Below are 15,522 nucleotides of genomic sequence, written 5' to 3' on the forward strand. Positions count from 1 at the left end.
GGCCGGTGGCCGGTGGCCCCCGCTTCAGTCCAGGTAGCCGCGCAGCTGGTCCGCGAAGGCGTGGTCCCTGAGTTTGTTCAGGGTCTTGGACTCGATCTGCCGTATCCGTTCGCGGGTGACGCCGAAGATGCGGCCGATCTCCTCCAGGGTGCGGGGGCGTCCGTCCATGAGGCCGTAGCGCAGCTGGACGACCTTGCGTTCGCGTTCCCCGAGCGTGGACAGGACCGTCTCCAGGTGCTGACGCAGCAGCAGGAACGCCGCCGACTCCACCGGGCTGGCGGCGTCGCCGTCCTCGATGAGGTCGCCGAGCGCCACGTCGTCCTCCTCGCCGACCGGGGCGTGCAGCGACACCGGTTCCTGGGCGAGGCGCAGCACCTCCCCGACGCGTTCCGGCGGCAACTCCAGGTGGGCGGCGACCTCGTCGGCGGTCGGTTCGTAGCCCCGCTCCTGGAGCAAGCGCCGCTGGACGCGGACGACCCGGTTGATCAGCTCCACGACGTGGACCGGGACCCGGATGGTGCGGGCCTGGTCGGCCAGGGCGCGGGACATGGCCTGGCGGATCCACCAGGTGGCGTAGGTGGAGAACTTGTAGCCGCGCGCGTAGTCGAACTTCTCCACCGCGCGGATCAGCCCGAGGTTGCCCTCCTGGACCAGGTCGAGCATGGTCAGGCCGCGGCCGACGTACCGCTTGGCGACGGACACCACGAGCCGCAGGTTGGCTTCGATGAGGCGGCGTTTGGCCATCCGGCCGAGGACCACCAGCCGGTCGAGGTCGCCCGCCAGCCTGCTGTCGAGGTCGGGGGCGTTGGACAGTTTCTCCTCGGCGAACAGGCCGGCCTCGACCCGGCGGGCGAGGTCGACCTCCTCGGCGGCGGTGAGCAGCGGGATGCGGCCGATCTCGCGCAGGTACTGGCGGAACAGATCGGCCGAGGGACCCGCCGACTCGGCGCGGGCGGCGACCGGCGCCTCGACAGGCTCGACGGAATCGGCGGGCTCGGCGGGCTCCATGGCATCGACGGGATCGACGGGATCAACCGGATCGGTGGGGTCGGCCAGGTCCGCGAGTTCCCCGGCTTCCCCGGGCATCGCCTCCGGGTGCGTGCCGCCAGGCCCCTGCGGAGGCACGGCCACGAGAACCTCCCGGTCCGCGTCCGGCTCGTCCGCGGCGGTGCCGGAGCTGCTGTCGGTCTGGCTTCGGGTCTGGGTCTGCACGGGAGGCGACCTCCAGGATGATCGCTGCCAGGGGTGTGCGGCAGCGGTACTGCGGAAGCGGAGAGTCGACGGCCTGCGCTCCGAGGACTCGGGCACCGATCCAGTGTGGAGTACGACACATCCCCGCCACGAGGGGCGTGCGGTGACTTTTTGCGTCCGCTTCGTGACCCGCTGGTGACCGGCGCCGGGAAACCGGCCCGGCCGTCGCGCCCGCCGGGGCGTCAGAGGGCGGCGGCGCCGCGCGTCTTGAGGGCCTGGTCGTACTGCTGGAGGACCCACAGTTCGTTGCGCGCCGTGGCCAGCAGGGCGGGGTCGCCGCCCGCCTCCAGCCGTCTGACGGTGATCTGGATCTCCTGGACGCGCCGCTCCACGGCCCGCCGGCGGACGGTCACGAGCTGCTCGCCCGCGTAGTTCTCGTCGACCGTGCGGCGCATGATCGCCTCCACGGCCAGTTCCGTGACCATGGCGCGCACCGCGTCGTCGGGAGCCGCCTCCCGGACCCGGACCAGGTATTCCTGCGCGTCCCGCAGACCGTACTCGGCGCCGCCCGCGTCCATGATGGCCTGGCGTACGGCGGCGTAGGGGGCCGCGGTGAACTCGTCGACCCCGTAGGCGTCGAAGGCCGGGGAGACCAGCTCGGGGCGTTGCAGGGCGAGCTTGAGGAGTTCGCGCTCGGTGGCGAAGACGGGGTTGCGCAGCTGGAGGGCGGGGCCGCCGGTGGCGGGGCGCCGGGCGGTCTCGTACGGCTGCGGGCCCGCGGCGGACGCCGGTGCCTTGCCGCCTCGGTCCCGGGCCCAGCGGGCCAGCTGGGCCACGCGCCGGACCACGAACTGGGTGTCGAGGATGCCGAGCATGCCGGCCAGTTCGACGGCGACCTCGTGCTGGGCGCCGGTGTTCTTGATGCGGGCGACGATCGGCGCGGCCTCGTCCAGGGCGGCGGCTCGGCCGGCCGGGGTGTCCAGGTCGTAGCGCAGCACGACCTGGCGGAGCGCGAACTCGAAGAGCGGGGTACGGGGTTCCACCAGGTCGGCGACGGCCTCGTCACCCTTGGCCAGCCGCAGCTCGCAGGGGTCCATGCCGTCCGGCGCGATCGCGATGTAGGTCTCGGCGGCGAACTTCTGGTCGTCCTCGAAGGCGCGCAGCGCGGCCTTCTGCCCGGCCGCGTCGCCGTCGAAGGTGAAGATCACCCGGGCCGAGCCGTTGTCCATCAGCAGCCGGCGCAGGATCTTGATGTGGTCCGTGCCGAAGGCGGTGCCGCAGGTGGCGATGGCGGTCGGCACCCCGGCCAGATGGCAGGCCATGACGTCGGTGTAGCCCTCGACGACGACGGCCCTGCTGGACTTGGCGATCTCCTTCTTCGCCAGGTCGATGCCGTACAGCACCTGGCTCTTGCGGTAGATCGGCGTATCGGGCGTGTTGAGGTACTTCGGGCCGTTGTCCGCCTCGTAGAGCTTGCGGGCGCCGAAGCCGACGACCTCACCGCCGATGTCCCGGATGGGCCACATCAGCCGGCCCCGGAACCGGTCGATGGGGCCGCGGCGGCCCTCCTGGGCCAGGCCGGAGAGGATCAGTTCCTTGTCGGTGAATCCCTTGCCGCGCAGATAGCGGGTGAGGTGGTCCCAGCCCTGGGGGCTGTATCCGACACCGAAGTGGACGGCGGCGGCCTGGTCGAAGCCGCGCTCGGCGAGGAAGACCCGGCCGGTCTCGGCCTCGGAGCCGGTGGCGAGCTGTTCCGCGTACCACTGGGCGGCGATCTTGTGCGCCTCGACCAGGCGGATGCGCTCGCCGCGCTGGTGGGACGGGTTGTACCCGCCTTCCTCGTAGCGCAGGGTGATGCCGGCCTGGGCGGCGAGGCGCTCGACCGCCTCGGAGAAGGAGAGGTGGTCCACCTTCATCACGAAGGTGATGGTGTCGCCTCCCTCCTGGCAGCCGAAGCAGTGGAAGAGTCCCTTGCTCGGGCTGACCTGGAAGGACGGCGACTTCTCGTCGTGGAACGGGCACAGGCCCTTGAGGTTGCCGCCGCCCGCGTTCCGCAGCTGGAGGTACTCGGAGACCACGGCGTCGATCGGGACCGCGTCCCGTACCGCCTTCACGTCCTCGTCGTTGATCCGTCCTGCCACGCGTGAATTCTACGGGGGCGGTGTGACAGGGGCGGCGCCGCGCGGGTCAGGGGGCGAGGCTGTCGAGGGGTACGTGGGGGTCGGCGAGTGCCTCGGTGTTCACCGGGGCCTGGGAACGGATGAGTCGCTGGATCCGCTCTGTGACATCCCACACGTTGACGTTCATCCCGGCCAGGACGCGGCCCTGCTTCACCCAGAAGGCGATGAACTCCCGCTTGCCCGCGTCACCGCGGATCACCACCTCGTCGTAGGAGCCCGGGGGCGCCCAGCCGCTGTACTCCATGCCCAGGTCGTACTGGTCGGTGAAGAAGTAGGGCACGCGGTCGTAGGTGACGTCCTGGCCCAGCATGGCGCGGGCGGCGGCCGGGCCGCCGTTCAGGGCGTTCGCCCAGTGCTCCACCCGCAGCCGGGCGTCGTACCGGGCGAGTGGGAAGGAGGCCACGTCACCGGCGGCGAAGATGTCGGGGTCGGAGGTGCGCAGCCGTTCGTCGACCACGATCCCGCCGCCGTGCGCCCGGTCGGCCAGCTCCAGTCCGGCCGCCTCCGCCAGGGCGACCCGCGGGGCCGCGCCGATCGCCGCGAGGACGTCGTGGGCCGGGTGCTCCTCGCCGTCGTCGGTGCGGGCGGCCAGGACCATGCCGTCCTGGCCGACGATCTCGGTGAGCCGGGCGCCGAAGTGGAAGCGCACGCCGTGCTCGCGGTGGAGCTCGGCGAAGACGTTGCCCAGCTCGGGTCCGAGGACGCCGTACAGGGGGGTCTGCTCCGGTTCGATCACCGTGACCTCCGCGCCGTACTGGCGGGCCGCCGCGGCGACTTCCAGACCGATCCAGCCACCGCCCGCGATGACGAGGTGGCCGTTGTCCCGGCCGAGAGAGGCCAGTACGCCCTTGAGCCGCTCGGCGTGCGCGAGCCGGCGCAGATGGTGGACGCCCGCCAGGCCGGTGCCGGGGATGTCGAGCCGGCGGGGTTCGGCGCCGGTGACGAGGAGGAGTTTGTCGTAGCGCACGAGGGTGCCGTCGTCGCCGTAGCGGACCGTCTTGGCCGCGCGGTCGACGCGGTCGACGGTCTGGCCGAGGTGCAGCTCGATGTCGTTGCGCGCGTACCAGGCGGGCTCGTGCACGAAGACGCTGTCGCGTTCCTCCTTGCCCAGCAGATAGCCCTTGGACAGCGGGGGGCGCTCGTAGGGGTGGTCGCGCTCGTCGCAGATCAGTATCACCCTGCCGGTGAAGCCCTCCGCCCGCAGCGTCTCGGCCGCCTTGGCGCCGGCGAGGCCGCCTCCGACGATGACGTACGTCTGATCCGCGTCGACCACTTGTTGCCTCCTCGTAAGGGTGTCGCCACATGCGAGCGTCCCGCACCGGGCGTGCTGCGGGAAGAGGGAGTGACCCGATCAGGCCACCACCGGTCACGTTCCTCTCACATATGCCCGGTCAGTCTCGCGTGCAGCGAGCGCGCGGAGGCGTCGGTGAGGGAGGCGATGTGGTCCACGATCACCCGCTTGCGCGCGTGGTCGTCGGGGGCGTGGTCGAACAGCGCCCGGAACTGCGGGTCCAGGCCGTCGGGCGCGCGGGCGGTGAGCGCCTCGGCGAGTTCGGCGACGATCACCCGCTGGTCGGCGCGGAGCAACTCCTGTTCGGCGCGCTGCATCACATAGCGGTCGGCGACCGCCTTGAGCACCGCGCACTCCAGCCGGGCCTCGCGGGGTACGACGAGCGCGGCGTCGTAGCGGGTGAGGGGGCCGGTGCCGAACGCGGCGCGGGTGGCGCTCTCGGCGGCCAGGCAGAAGCGGCCGATGAGCTGGCTGGTGGCGTCCTTCAGCCGGGCCTGGGCGACCGCCGTGCCGTCGTAGCCGTGCGGCCACCACTCCTGGTCCTGGAGGCGGTCGAGGGCGGCGGCCAGTTCCGCCGGGTCGGTGCCGGCCGGGACGTACCGGCCGATGGCGACTTCGAAGACCGCCTGCCGTTCGGGTTCGGCGTGCAGGCAGTTGGGGTCGATGTGACCGGCGTGCAGGCCGTCCTCGACGTCGTGGACGGAGTAGGCCACGTCGTCCGCCCAGTCCATGACCTGTGCCTCGAAGCAGGTGCGGGTGCCGGGGGCGGACGCGCGGACCCAGTCGAAGACCGGACGGTCGTCCTCGTACACACCGAACTTGTGGGACGCGGGGTCGGTGGGGTGGGCGCCGCGCGGCCAGGGGTACTTGGTGGCGGCGTCGAGGGTGGCGCGGGTGAGGTTCAGCCCGACGGAGCCCTCCGGGGTGAAGCGCTTGGGTTCGATCCGGGTGAGGAGGCGCAGGGACTGGGCGTTGCCCTCGAAGCCGCCGCAGTCGTCGGCGAACTCGTTCAGCGCCTGTTCGCCGTTGTGGCCGAAGGGCGGATGGCCGAGGTCGTGGGCGAGACAGGCCGCTTCGACGAGGTCGGGGTCGCAGCCGAGGGCGGCACCGAGCTCGCGGCCGACCTGGGCGCACTCCAGGGAGTGGGTGAGCCGGGTCCGCGGGCTGGCGTCCCAGGCGGAGGTGCGGGTTCCCGGGGTGACCACCTGGGTCTTGCCCGCGAGCCGGCGCAGGGCGGAGCTGTGCAGGATGCGGGCGCGGTCGCGTTGGAAGGCGGTGCGGCCCGGACGTTTGTCGGGCTCGGGGGCCCAGCGGTCCTGCGCGTCCTGGTCATAGCTGAGGGGGGGTGCGGTGCCTTCCATGATTCGACAGTAAGCGGCGGCGCCGACATTCGTGGTGCCGAGGGGGGTCTGATCGTCTGTCCGGTGGCCGATTCCCGTTCCGCTCCCGTTCCCCGCACGTGGGAGGGCCGTGGGGGGAGGAAACCGGACGGGTGCCGCCGGCGTCCTCCTTGGTCGGAACCGATCGTCTCCCGGGGGGCCGTATGAAGATCCGTCGACCACGGTTGCCGCGCACCCGGGCCGGGCAGCGGCGGCTGGTGCGGGCCGTGGTGGCCGGGTGCGTGCTGGCGCTGTCGCCGGTGACCTGGCTGTACGTGTCTACGGCGGACCGGCTGCGCACCACGGCGGACGCGCCGAGCGCACCCGTCGCCGTGGTGTTCGGGGCGGGGTTGTCGAAGGGCGAGCCGTCGCCGTACCTCGCGCACCGGCTGGACGCGGCGGTCACGCTCTACCGGGAGGGGCGCGTCGAGGTCGTCCTCGTCACCGGGGACAACAGCCGCGAGGACTACGACGAGCCGGACGCCATGCGCGCCTACCTCACCCGGCACGGGGTACCGGACCCGCGGATCGTCGAGGACTACGCCGGCTTCGACACCTGGGACTCGTGTGTGCGGGCCAGGAAGATCTTCGGGGTGGACCGGGCGGTGCTGATCAGCCAGGGGTTCCACATCCGGCGCGCGGTGGCGCTGTGCGAGGCCGCGGGGATCGACTCCGTCGGTGTGGGGGTCGACGCCAAGCACGACGCGACCTGGTACTACGGCGGCACACGCGAGGTGTTCGCGGCGGGCAAGGCGGCGCTGGACGCGGTGTTCCGGCCGGGCCCGCGGTTCCTCGGGCCGAGGGAACCGGGGGTGGCGCGGGCCCTGGCGTCCGCCCGGTGACGCGCCGCCCGTGGGCGCGGGTGGTGTTCACGTAGGTTCGGGGCATGTCCGACCTGGAGAAGCGCGACCTCGACGCGTATCTGCGCCGCATCGGCTGGGAGGGGGACGCACGGGCCGACCTGGCGACCCTGCGGGGGGTGCATCTGGCGCACGCCCTGGCCCTGCCCTTCGAGAACCTGGACTCCTTGGCGGGCCGGGCCCCTTCCCTGGACCCCGCCGATCTGGTGGCCAAGCTGGTCCACGGCCGGCGCGGCGGCTACTGCTACGAGCACAACATCCTGCTGTGGCGAGCGCTCGAGGCGCTGGGGTTCCGCGTGTCGGCGCTGGCGGGACGGGTGGTGCTGGGGGCGGGGTCGCCGGAGAGCCGGCCGCGCACCCACGCGATGCTGCGGGTCGAGGTGCCGGGCGAGCCCCTGCCGTATCTGGCGGACGTGGGCTTCGGGGCGGTCGGATCGCTGCTGGCCCCGGTGCCGTTGGCCCTCGGTGTGGAGTCGGAGGGCGGCGGGCGCCGGCACCGGTTCGCGGTGCTCGCGCACGAAGGGCCGCTGGAGTTGTGGGCGTTGCAGGCCTACGACCGGGTGTCGGGGGACTGGGTGAGCCAGTACGCGTTCACGTCGGAGCCGTTCACCGCCGCCGACTTCGAGGTGTTCAACTGGCACGTCGGCACCAATCCGCGTTCCCCGTTCACCCGCCGCGCCTATCTGAAACGGACCACCGCCGCACACCATCTCTCGCTGGACGGAGGGGTGTTGACCGAGACCCGGGCCGACGGCGCGGTGTCCGTACGCGAGTTGTCCGACGAGGCGGAGGCGCGTCGCGTGGTGGAGGAGGAGTTCGGCATCGAGGTGCCCGAGGGAGCGAGGCTGCTCGGCTGACGCGCCGGGCCGGCTCCGTGGTGGGGCGGCGGCGGGGCGTTCCGTCGGCCCGGCCGGCGCGGTCGGCTCTAAGTGGATGAGTTATCCGCATGCCTGATACACTCGCGCTAACCGGATTACCTATCCGGATATTTGGTCGGCATAGGGGTGAGCGAGCCATGAAGAGGACCGCTGTGGTCACGGCCGGAACGGCCGGCATCGGCTTGGAGACGGCGCTTGGACTGGCCGCCGCCGAATTCTCGGTCACCGTCGTAGGCCGCGACGCCGACCGGGGCGCCCGGGCGGTCGACCGGATCAACGCGACGAGCCCGGCACACCCCGCCCGGTTCCTGTCCGCCGACCTCTCCGCACTCGACGAAGTGCGCACGCTCGCCGCCCGGATCGCTTCCGAGCATGCCGCCGCGGGTGAACCGCTGAGCGTGCTGATCAACAACGTCGGGGCGATGTTCCCGGACCGACGGGACCTGAGCGGCGTCGAGGCGTCCTTCGTCGTCAACCATCTCTCGCCGTATCTGCTGACCGAGCTGCTGCTGCCCACGCTGACGGCCGGCGCACCGAGCAGAGTCGTGAACGTGACCTCGGGTGCGGTCGCGACCGCGAAGCGGGTGTTCGATGCCGTCGAGCCGCCCGGCGGCTACTACGGCTTCCACTGGTACGGCCGCGCCAAGCTTGCCAACCTCGCCTACACGCTGGACCTGGCCAGGCGGCTGGACGGCACAGGCGTATCGGTCTTCGCCGCCGACCCCGGGGGCGCCGCCACCGACATGACCAACGGCACCCTGCTCGACCCGAAGATCGTCTCACCCGCACTGCGGCTGTTGTGGCCGCTGGTGCGCCGCAAGTTCGAACGCTCGACTTCCGGCCCGGCGTCCACGGCTGCCAGACCCTCGATCACCGCCGCCACCGACGGCGCCCTGACGGGTCGTACCGGCATCGTCGTCGGCGCCCGGTCTCGCCCGGTCGCGCCGCTCCGCACCGCCACCGACCCCCGTGTCGCCGACGCCGTCCGGCGACTCAGCGAGCGGTACGCGCCCCTCACGGCCACCTGAACCGCCCTGCGACGACGACACGGGCGACGGGTTATCCGGATGGGGCATCCACTTAAGATGTCCTCATGACGACGCCGCCACTGCGCAAGGACGCCGCCCGCAACCGGGACCAGATCGTCGCCGTCGCCCGTGCCCTCGTGGATGAGGGCACACCGTTGCAGCTCAACGACGTCGCCCGCCGCGCCGGAATCGGTGTCGGGACCGTCTACCGGCACTTCGCCACGCCGGAGGCGCTGCTGGAGACCGTCGCCACCCCCTGCCTGGAAGCCCTGGTCACACACGGCGATCAGGCCCTGGCCGACCCCGACCCCTGGCGCGCGCTGGAGGGCTTCCTGACCCGCACGGTCGAAGCGCAGGTCGGCGACGCCTCCCTGACCCCGGTCACCGCCGCACCCGAGAACGCCCTGCCGCGCACCACGGAACTCAAGACGTCGCTGTGGTCGGCCGGCACCACCCTCCTGGACCGGGCACGCGAGGCCGGGACGGTCCGCCCCGACCTGACCGCGACCGACCTGGTTGCCCTCATGTGCGGCGTCGCCTACGCCGTACACGTCCACGGCGGCACTCCCGCCGACCGGACGGTCACCGCTCGTCGCTACCTGGGCACACTCCTCGAGGGCCTGCGAGTCACCCCACCGAACGCCTGAGTCGCGTCCCGCGGCACGCGGACCGGCAGGAACGAGGGAACGAACACCGGCGCCAAGCCCTTCGCGCGCCCGGCGTCGCCTAGCCCTCCGGCACTGCGAACCACCGCTCCAGCGCCTCCGCCAGGGTGTCGACGCGGCCGACGCACCCCGCGGCGCGGGCCCGGAGGTCCGGGTCGTCGGTGAGGTGGAGCGGGAGCGCCCGGCCGCCGTGGAGGTGGTCCGCGCGGCGTGCGCCGTCGGCGAGTTCGGGGTCCGGGGTGCTGCTGCCGGTCAGCGGGCGCTCGCCCGGCAGCTCGTACCGCACCCCGGCGCCGTTGAGCCGCGCGGTGGGGTACGTGGTGCCCACGACCGGCCCCGCCAGGTCACTTGCCGCTGCACCTCGGCCGGCGCGGGCAGCATGCCCCCGGCGACAGAGCGCCTCGGCGCCGGGCGGGTGATCACCCCGCCCCTGATCTTCGCGTCCACTTCGGTCAGGCGCTCCAGGACGGCCAGCCGCGCGCCTTCGAGCCGGAGCTCGCAGGCAGGCGTCAGTCCGACCGGGCCCCCTTGGGCCACCACTACGTCCTACTCCATGGCGCCCAGCCCGATCGGGCGGTCGGGTCGTCAGGCGGTCAGCGCCGCGAGCTCCGCGTTGGCGCGCTCGGTGACCAGGGCGAGGACTCGGCCGGCAGCGGCCAGGTCCTCGGCGGGTATCCCGCCCCAGACGCGGGCGGCGATGGGGGCCGTCTCCGCGCCGGCGGCGGCGATCAGCTCGCGCCCCGCGGCCGCGGGGCGAAGGTGCGCGCCGTCCGCGACGAGCAACTGCTTGGCCAGCAGCTCGTCGAGAGTGCCCCTGATGTCGGCGGGATCGGCCTTGAGTGAGCCCTGGATCCGGGTGACGAGGTCGTCAGGTGTCTGCGGGGCTTCGGCGGTGACGGCTGCCCGCAGGGCGATGTGCTGCCGGAAGGTGATGCCGTGCCGGGCCAGGACGTGCTCCAGGACGCCGCGGGCGGCGTAGTGGGCCAGGCCGAGGGCACGGCCGTCGGCGACGGGCGCGCTAGCGGTGGACGCGGTGGTGGTCATGGTGTTCTCCCCTGAGCGCTCTGGTCGTTCGGCAGGAATGGAGCGAGAGGTGCGTCGAGCAGGGTCGTCAACTCGTCGGTGAACGCGCGCGTACGCGGGGCGTCGAGGCCGCCGAGCGGCTCCAGCAACTGCTGAAGCAGTCCCTGGACCACCGCGATGGCCCGCCTCGTGACGTCCTGGCCCTGCTCGGTGAGGGCCAGCTGTACGGCGCGCGGGTCGCGGGGATCGCGGGTGCGCTCGATCAGGCCGGCCGACTCCAGGGCGCGGGCCAGCTTCGAGACGTACAGCGCCTCCAGACCGGTGTGGTCGGCGAGTCGGCGCTGACTGGGACGCTCGCCGGCGCGCTGCATGCCGTACAGCGAGGCGACCAGTGAGTACTGCGCGTGGGTGAGGCCCAGCGGAGTCAGCGCGCGATCGACCGCGACACGCCACTTGTTGGCGAGCCGCCATACGAGGAAGCCGGGCGTGGGGCCCGGTGAACCCTTGCTCATAGCGAATAGATTACATGGCTACTATGTCCATGGCTACCATTTTCGGGCTTCCCGCGCCGGGACCGCGGAAGGCGGCGTGCTCGTCCAGCGGCGCTCGGGTCTGCCCCTACGACGGCCTCACCGCACCTTCGCCCGGCGGGAGTTGCCGAGTCCGACCGTCGCGGCGCACCATCAGCCGCCCACCACGGCCGACGGATCCCCGGCGCCGGACTTCGGGTGGGATGGCGGAAAAGATTCCATACCCCCACCGGCCCGCCACACATCTCCATGGAGGCGCTATGGACACGCTTGTCATGCCCGCTTAAAACTGTCTCGTCATCAGCGCCACCCCCACGCCTAGCTCGGCGCCTCCCCGAGGAGACAGATGAACCGGACACGGCAGCACGCCCGAGGAACCCGCCGGCTCGCCACGGCCGGTGTCGCGGTCACCACCGCGACCCTGCTGGCCGCCGCCCTCTCCCCCGCCGCCCAGGCCGCCGGCAGACCCAGCCGGGCCACCGCGGTCGAGAACGCGGCGTCGGCACTGCTCGCCCACGCCTCCGGGCTGGGCCTCACCTCCGCCCAGGACACCCGCGTCCGGGACGTGATCGTGGACAAGGACGGCACCCAGCACGTCCGGTACGACCGCACCTACCGGAAACTCCCGGTCCTGGGCGGTGACTTCGTCGTCCATCTGACGGCCGACGGCGGCTACCGCGGCGCCGACCGCGCCACGCGCAACCGGATATCCCTGCCCTCCGTCACCCCGAAGGTATCCGGCCCGCGCGCCGCCGGCCTCGCGGTGAACGCGCTGCGCGCCGCCCACCCCGGCAGCGGGCTGAAGCAGGTCAAGGCCGCCCCGGAGCTGGTCGTCGACGCCCTGCACGGCGCGCCGAGGCTGGCCTGGCGCACCACCGCTGCCGGGTTCGACTCGCTCGGCAACCCCGTCGCCCGCACGGTGCTGACCGACGCCCGCACCGGCGCCCGGATCGACGCCTGGGACAGCATCGAGACGGCCACCGGCGACGGCGCCTCGCTGTACAGCGGGCAGGTGCCGCTGGAGAGCACCCAGTCCGGGGGGTCGTACCAGCTCAAGGACCCGACGCGGGGCAACACCTACACCGGTGACGCGGCCAACAAGACCGACCTGTGCATCTTCGGCATCTGCATCAGCCGGGCCCCCGCCACCCTGTTCACCGACGCCGACAACCACTGGGGCACGGGCAGCACCGCCGACCGCTCCTCGGCCGCCGTCGACGCCCAGTACGGCACCAACGAGACCTGGGACTACTACAAGAACGTCCAGGGCCGCAACGGCATCGCCGGCGACGGCAAGGGCTCGTACAACCGCGTCCACTACGGCAGCAACTACAACAACGCCTTCTGGGACGACAGTTGTTTCTGCATGACGTACGGCGACGGTGACGGGACCACCTTCGGGCCACTGGTCGCCCTCGACGTCGCCGGGCACGAGATGACCCACGGCGTGACGTCCAAGACCGCCGCGCTGACGTACTCGGGCGAGTCCGGCGGCCTGAACGAGGCCACCTCCGACATCCTCGGCACGATGGTCGAGTGGTACGCGAACAACTCGTCCGACCCCGGTGACTACCTCATCGGCGAGAAGATCGTGAAGCCCGGCTTCGGCAAGGCGGCCCTGCGCTTCATGGACAAGCCGTCCAGGGACGGCAGCTCCGCCGACTACTGGAGCAGTTCGGTCGGCAACCTGGACGTCCACTACTCCTCGGGCGTCGCCAACCACTTCGCCTACCTCCTCGCGGAGGGCAGCGGCGCGAAGACCGTCAACGGGGTCGCCTACGACTCCCCGACGTACGACGGCTCCACGGTCACCGGCATCGGCCACGACAAGGTCGGCAGGATCTGGTACCGGGCGCTGACGGTCTACATGACGTCCTCGACGAACTACCAGGGGGCGCGGACGGCCACCCTCAGCGCGGCGAAGGACCTCTACGGCGCCGGAAGCACGGAGTACAACGCGGTGGCCGCCGCCTGGAGCGCGGTCAACGTGAAGTGATCGGGCGGTGACGTCGAGAGGCCGGTGCCCCGGGGCGGGCACCGGCCTCTCGCGCGTGCGGCGAGCGAGCCGTGTCTGCGCTGACAGCCCGTCACCCGTTCACCGGTGCCCGCCGCTCCATTCGTGTTCTTTTCATACCGGCTTCTCCGTCTGCCTCGGACACCGCCCATGACCTGCCGGAACCCGGCGCCGACTCACCCGTGTGGGGGGCACGGCCGACACCCGTTCACCGTATTCCTGACGGCCTCTCAGGAAGCGGGGCGCCCCGGGAGCCACTTATCTCGGTAGGGCACGAGTCGGACAAGCTCTGGGGAGCACCATGCGACGCATCGCCCGTCTGCTGACCGGTACCGCGCTCGCCGTGGCCGTCGGGGCACCCGCCCACGCCGTCGACGCCGGCCGCCTGGACGTCTACCCCTCCACCGTGGCGCCGGGCGACCAGGTCACGGTGAACACGGCCGCGTGCGGGGACAAGGGCTCCGCCACCGGCGACGCCGGCGCGGTCGGCGCCGGGGTCTTCACCCTCGCGCCCAGCACGCACGAGGGCGAGGCGATCGGCCAGTTCCGGGTGCCGCCCAGCGCGCAGATGGGGACGTACGAGATCGTCGCCACCTGCGCCGAGGGCGATCGGCAGGTGAAGGGCGACCTGATGGTGGCCCTGACCGCGGTGCACGAGCAGTTGCAGCCGCGGGGAAGTGTCAAGACGGGGGTCGGCGGCGCACTGGGCCCCGACCCCGTACAGACCGCGGCGGGTGTGGCGGCGCTTGCCGTCGCCGCCGCGGGCGGTACCTGGCTCCTGCATCGCCGGGCGAGAGGCGACGGGATCTGACGGACATCCTCCGCCGTCCGTCCGCCGGTACCGCACGTCCCGCCCCCTCCGGGTCCGATGCCCCTCGCGGCCCGGAGGGGGAGGGGGCCTTCGGGGGCCCGCCTCCGGGAGAGGGGTTCACATGCGCAAGCGCGCCAGACGCGACAGGCTCGGTGACACCGCGATAGCCGCGGTCACCGTCGTCGCCCTCGGTTCGGGGGTGTGGCTGCTCGGCGACGGCACCGGCGCGCACACGCCACCGCAGCCGTCCGCCGTCGAGGGCCGCCCCGACCCGGGGGGCGAGCGGCCGGCGGCCCCCGCCCTCGCACCGTCCCCGCCCACCCGCATCCGTATCCCCGCGATCCGGGTCGACGCCCCGCTGATGGGCCTGGCCCTCACCCGCTCCGGCAGCCTGGACGTGCCGCCCCCCGAGCAGAAGAACCTCGCCGGCTGGTACGAGGCCGGCACCCTGCCCGGCGAGACGGGCACCGCGGTCGTCGCCGGCCATGTCGACAACACCGAGGGCCCCGCCGTCTTCTACGACCTCGGCGCGCTCAGGCGGGGCGCCCGGATCGAGGTGGACCGCCAGGACGGCTCGGTGGCCGTGTTCGCCGTGGACGCCGTGGAGGTGTACTCGGCGCGCGCCTTCCCCGACGACAAGGTCTACGGCGCGGCCCCGCGCCCCGAGCTGCGCGTCATCACCTGCGGCGGCGGCTATTCGAGGACGACCGGCTACCAGGGCAACGTGGTGGTGTTCGCCCATCTGACGGGCAGCCACTGAGCCTGCGGCCGGGACCGGTCAGGCCAGCCACTGCTGGTACGCCAGGTTCGCCACCAGTGCGAAGACGACGGTCAGCAGCACGACCCGGACGAAGCCGCTGCCCTGTTTGAGCGCGGTGCGGGCGCCGAGGGTGGCGCCGGCCAGGTTGAACACGGCGAGCAGGGCCGCGAAGCGCCACAGCACCGTGCCCTGCCAGGCGAAAGTGGCGAGGGCGCCCGCGTTGGTGCAGCAGTTGACGATCTTCGCGGTGGCGGACGCGGTGACCAGGTCCAGCCGCAGGACCGCGGTGAGCGCGAGGACCAGGAACGTGCCGGTGCCGGGGCCGATCAGGCCGTCGTAGAAGCCGATGCCGAGGCCGGCCAGACCGATCGCGGCGAGCTTGCGGCGGCGGCCGACCGGGGCGGTGGCGGGAGCGGTGCCGAAGGCGGGGCGCAGGATCACGAAGGCGGCGACCGCGAGCAGCACCACCATGATCACCGGCTTGAGGACCTCCGTGCTCATGCCGGCCGCGAGGAGGGCGCCCGCCGAGGAGCCGGCCAGCGCGGCCAGGCCGATGCGGACGGCCGTGCCGACCTCCACCGGCGCCTTGCGCACGTAGGTCAGCGCGGCGCCGCCCGTGCCGACGATCGCGATCGCCTTGTTGGTGCCGAGCGTGTACGCGGCCGGGGTGGCGGCGGGCAGGCCGAGCAGCAGGGCCGGCAAGAGCAGCAGCCCGCCCCCGCCGACGACGGCGTCGATCCAGCCGGCCGCGAGAGCCGCCAGGCAGAGCAGGACCAGGACGAGCACGGGTATGTCGGGCATGATCGCGACCCTAGGAAGCCGACGGGTGTGGCGTCCACGTATCTGAGCGGCTTCTGAGGCTTCGCGTCCGTCCACGGACGGTGGCGACTCGCCGTGAGCCCCGTGCGGCCG

The 15,522-nt window shown here is 72.5% G+C and carries 15 protein-coding genes; 7 read left to right on the forward strand and 8 right to left on the reverse strand.

What is annotated here, in order from left to right; genetic code table 11:
• Positions 1-24: 24 nt before the first annotated feature.
• The 4 genes from ACIBA9_RS26110 to ACIBA9_RS26125 all read right to left on the reverse strand — a co-directional run bounded on the left by ACIBA9_RS26110 (position 25) and on the right by ACIBA9_RS26125 (position 6,023).
• Complete coding sequence (locus ACIBA9_RS26110; RefSeq protein ID WP_399366632.1) at positions 25-1,212, reverse strand: RNA polymerase sigma factor; 1,188 nt, start codon at positions 1,210-1,212, stop codon at positions 25-27.
• A 221-nt stretch (positions 1,213-1,433) separates the two neighbouring features.
• The gene (gene dnaG, locus ACIBA9_RS26115; protein WP_362156888.1) at positions 1,434-3,332 is read right to left on the reverse strand and encodes a DNA primase; all 1,899 of its coding nucleotides are present in this window, start codon (positions 3,330-3,332) and stop codon (positions 1,434-1,436) included.
• 46 nt (positions 3,333-3,378) lie between these two features.
• Positions 3,379-4,644 (reverse strand): NAD(P)/FAD-dependent oxidoreductase, encoded by a 1,266-nt coding sequence (locus ACIBA9_RS26120; RefSeq protein WP_399366634.1) that lies wholly within the window; start codon positions 4,642-4,644, stop codon positions 3,379-3,381.
• 104 nt (positions 4,645-4,748) lie between these two features.
• The gene (locus tag ACIBA9_RS26125) at positions 4,749-6,023 is read right to left on the reverse strand and encodes a deoxyguanosinetriphosphate triphosphohydrolase (RefSeq protein ID WP_399366636.1); all 1,275 of its coding nucleotides are present in this window, start codon (positions 6,021-6,023) and stop codon (positions 4,749-4,751) included.
• Between the two features lie 182 nt (positions 6,024-6,205).
• Here ACIBA9_RS26125 and ACIBA9_RS26130 point away from each other — a divergent pair, with 182 nt between their 5' ends.
• From ACIBA9_RS26130 to ACIBA9_RS26145, 4 genes are all read left to right on the forward strand, one after another.
• On the forward strand, positions 6,206-6,883 hold the full coding sequence (locus ACIBA9_RS26130; protein WP_399366638.1) for a vancomycin high temperature exclusion protein: 678 nt from the start codon (positions 6,206-6,208) through the stop codon (positions 6,881-6,883).
• A gap of 44 nt (positions 6,884-6,927) precedes the next feature.
• On the forward strand, positions 6,928-7,758 hold the full coding sequence (locus ACIBA9_RS26135) for an arylamine N-acetyltransferase (RefSeq protein WP_399366640.1): 831 nt from the start codon (positions 6,928-6,930) through the stop codon (positions 7,756-7,758).
• A gap of 158 nt (positions 7,759-7,916) precedes the next feature.
• On the forward strand, positions 7,917-8,807 hold the full coding sequence (locus tag ACIBA9_RS26140) for an SDR family NAD(P)-dependent oxidoreductase (protein WP_399366642.1): 891 nt from the start codon (positions 7,917-7,919) through the stop codon (positions 8,805-8,807).
• 65 nt (positions 8,808-8,872) lie between these two features.
• Positions 8,873-9,454, forward strand: coding sequence for a TetR/AcrR family transcriptional regulator (locus tag ACIBA9_RS26145; RefSeq protein ID WP_399366644.1), 582 nt, complete (start codon positions 8,873-8,875; stop codon positions 9,452-9,454).
• Between the two features lie 79 nt (positions 9,455-9,533).
• On the opposite strand, the gene ACIBA9_RS26150 is transcribed toward ACIBA9_RS26145, so the two are convergent.
• The 3 genes from ACIBA9_RS26150 to ACIBA9_RS26160 form a co-directional block, all read right to left on the reverse strand.
• Positions 9,534-9,800: a hypothetical protein gene (locus ACIBA9_RS26150; RefSeq protein WP_399366646.1), complete on the reverse strand. Its 267-nt coding sequence runs from the start codon at positions 9,798-9,800 to the stop codon at positions 9,534-9,536.
• Positions 9,801-10,057: 257 nt separating this feature from the next.
• Entirely contained in the window at positions 10,058-10,516 is a 459-nt protein-coding gene (locus tag ACIBA9_RS26155) for a MarR family transcriptional regulator (RefSeq protein ID WP_399366648.1), read from the reverse strand.
• Entirely contained in the window at positions 10,513-11,007 is a 495-nt protein-coding gene (locus ACIBA9_RS26160; protein WP_399366650.1) for a MarR family winged helix-turn-helix transcriptional regulator, read from the reverse strand. Before ACIBA9_RS26160 ends, ACIBA9_RS26155 begins: the two co-directional genes overlap by 4 nt.
• Positions 11,008-11,371: 364 nt before the next feature.
• On the opposite strand from ACIBA9_RS26160, the gene ACIBA9_RS26165 reads away from it, so the two are divergent.
• The 3 genes from ACIBA9_RS26165 (at position 11,372) to ACIBA9_RS26175 (ending at position 14,610) form a co-directional block, all read left to right on the forward strand.
• Positions 11,372-13,021: a M4 family metallopeptidase gene (locus tag ACIBA9_RS26165; RefSeq protein ID WP_399366652.1), complete on the forward strand. Its 1,650-nt coding sequence runs from the start codon at positions 11,372-11,374 to the stop codon at positions 13,019-13,021.
• Between the two features lie 319 nt (positions 13,022-13,340).
• Positions 13,341-13,850 carry a hypothetical protein gene (locus ACIBA9_RS26170; RefSeq protein ID WP_362156864.1) on the forward strand — a complete coding sequence of 170 codons (510 nt, stop codon included), beginning with the start codon at positions 13,341-13,343 and terminating at the stop codon, positions 13,848-13,850.
• Positions 13,851-13,971: 121 nt separating this feature from the next.
• Positions 13,972-14,610, forward strand: a complete 639-nt coding sequence (locus tag ACIBA9_RS26175) for a class F sortase (protein ID WP_399366654.1) — start codon at positions 13,972-13,974, stop codon at positions 14,608-14,610.
• 18 nt (positions 14,611-14,628) lie between these two features.
• On the opposite strand, the gene ACIBA9_RS26180 is transcribed toward ACIBA9_RS26175, so the two are convergent.
• A complete protein-coding gene (locus ACIBA9_RS26180; RefSeq protein ID WP_399366656.1) occupies positions 14,629-15,411 on the reverse strand; it encodes a sulfite exporter TauE/SafE family protein in 783 nt (260 codons plus the stop codon).
• Between the last annotated feature and the right edge of the window lie 111 nt (positions 15,412-15,522).

The organism is Streptomyces sp. NPDC051452 (assembly GCF_044454765.1).
Taxonomy (GTDB): domain Bacteria; phylum Actinomycetota; class Actinomycetes; order Streptomycetales; family Streptomycetaceae; genus Streptomyces.

Coding starts and splice junctions, on each gene's coding strand:
- ACIBA9_RS26125 (WP_399366636.1), bottom strand. CDS start 6,023: ATGGAAGGCACCGCACCCCCCCTCAGCTATGACCAGGACGCGCAGGAC.
- ACIBA9_RS26130 (WP_399366638.1), top strand. CDS start 6,206: ATGAAGATCCGTCGACCACGGTTGCCGCGCACCCGGGCCGGGCAGCGG.
- ACIBA9_RS26135 (WP_399366640.1), top strand. CDS start 6,928: ATGTCCGACCTGGAGAAGCGCGACCTCGACGCGTATCTGCGCCGCATC.
- ACIBA9_RS26140 (WP_399366642.1), top strand. CDS start 7,917: ATGAAGAGGACCGCTGTGGTCACGGCCGGAACGGCCGGCATCGGCTTG.
- ACIBA9_RS26145 (WP_399366644.1), top strand. CDS start 8,873: ATGACGACGCCGCCACTGCGCAAGGACGCCGCCCGCAACCGGGACCAG.
- ACIBA9_RS26155 (WP_399366648.1), bottom strand. CDS start 10,516: ATGACCACCACCGCGTCCACCGCTAGCGCGCCCGTCGCCGACGGCCGT.
- ACIBA9_RS26160 (WP_399366650.1), bottom strand. CDS start 11,007: ATGAGCAAGGGTTCACCGGGCCCCACGCCCGGCTTCCTCGTATGGCGG.
- ACIBA9_RS26165 (WP_399366652.1), top strand. CDS start 11,372: ATGAACCGGACACGGCAGCACGCCCGAGGAACCCGCCGGCTCGCCACG.
- ACIBA9_RS26170 (WP_362156864.1), top strand. CDS start 13,341: ATGCGACGCATCGCCCGTCTGCTGACCGGTACCGCGCTCGCCGTGGCC.
- ACIBA9_RS26175 (WP_399366654.1), top strand. CDS start 13,972: ATGCGCAAGCGCGCCAGACGCGACAGGCTCGGTGACACCGCGATAGCC.
- ACIBA9_RS26180 (WP_399366656.1), bottom strand. CDS start 15,411: ATGCCCGACATACCCGTGCTCGTCCTGGTCCTGCTCTGCCTGGCGGCT.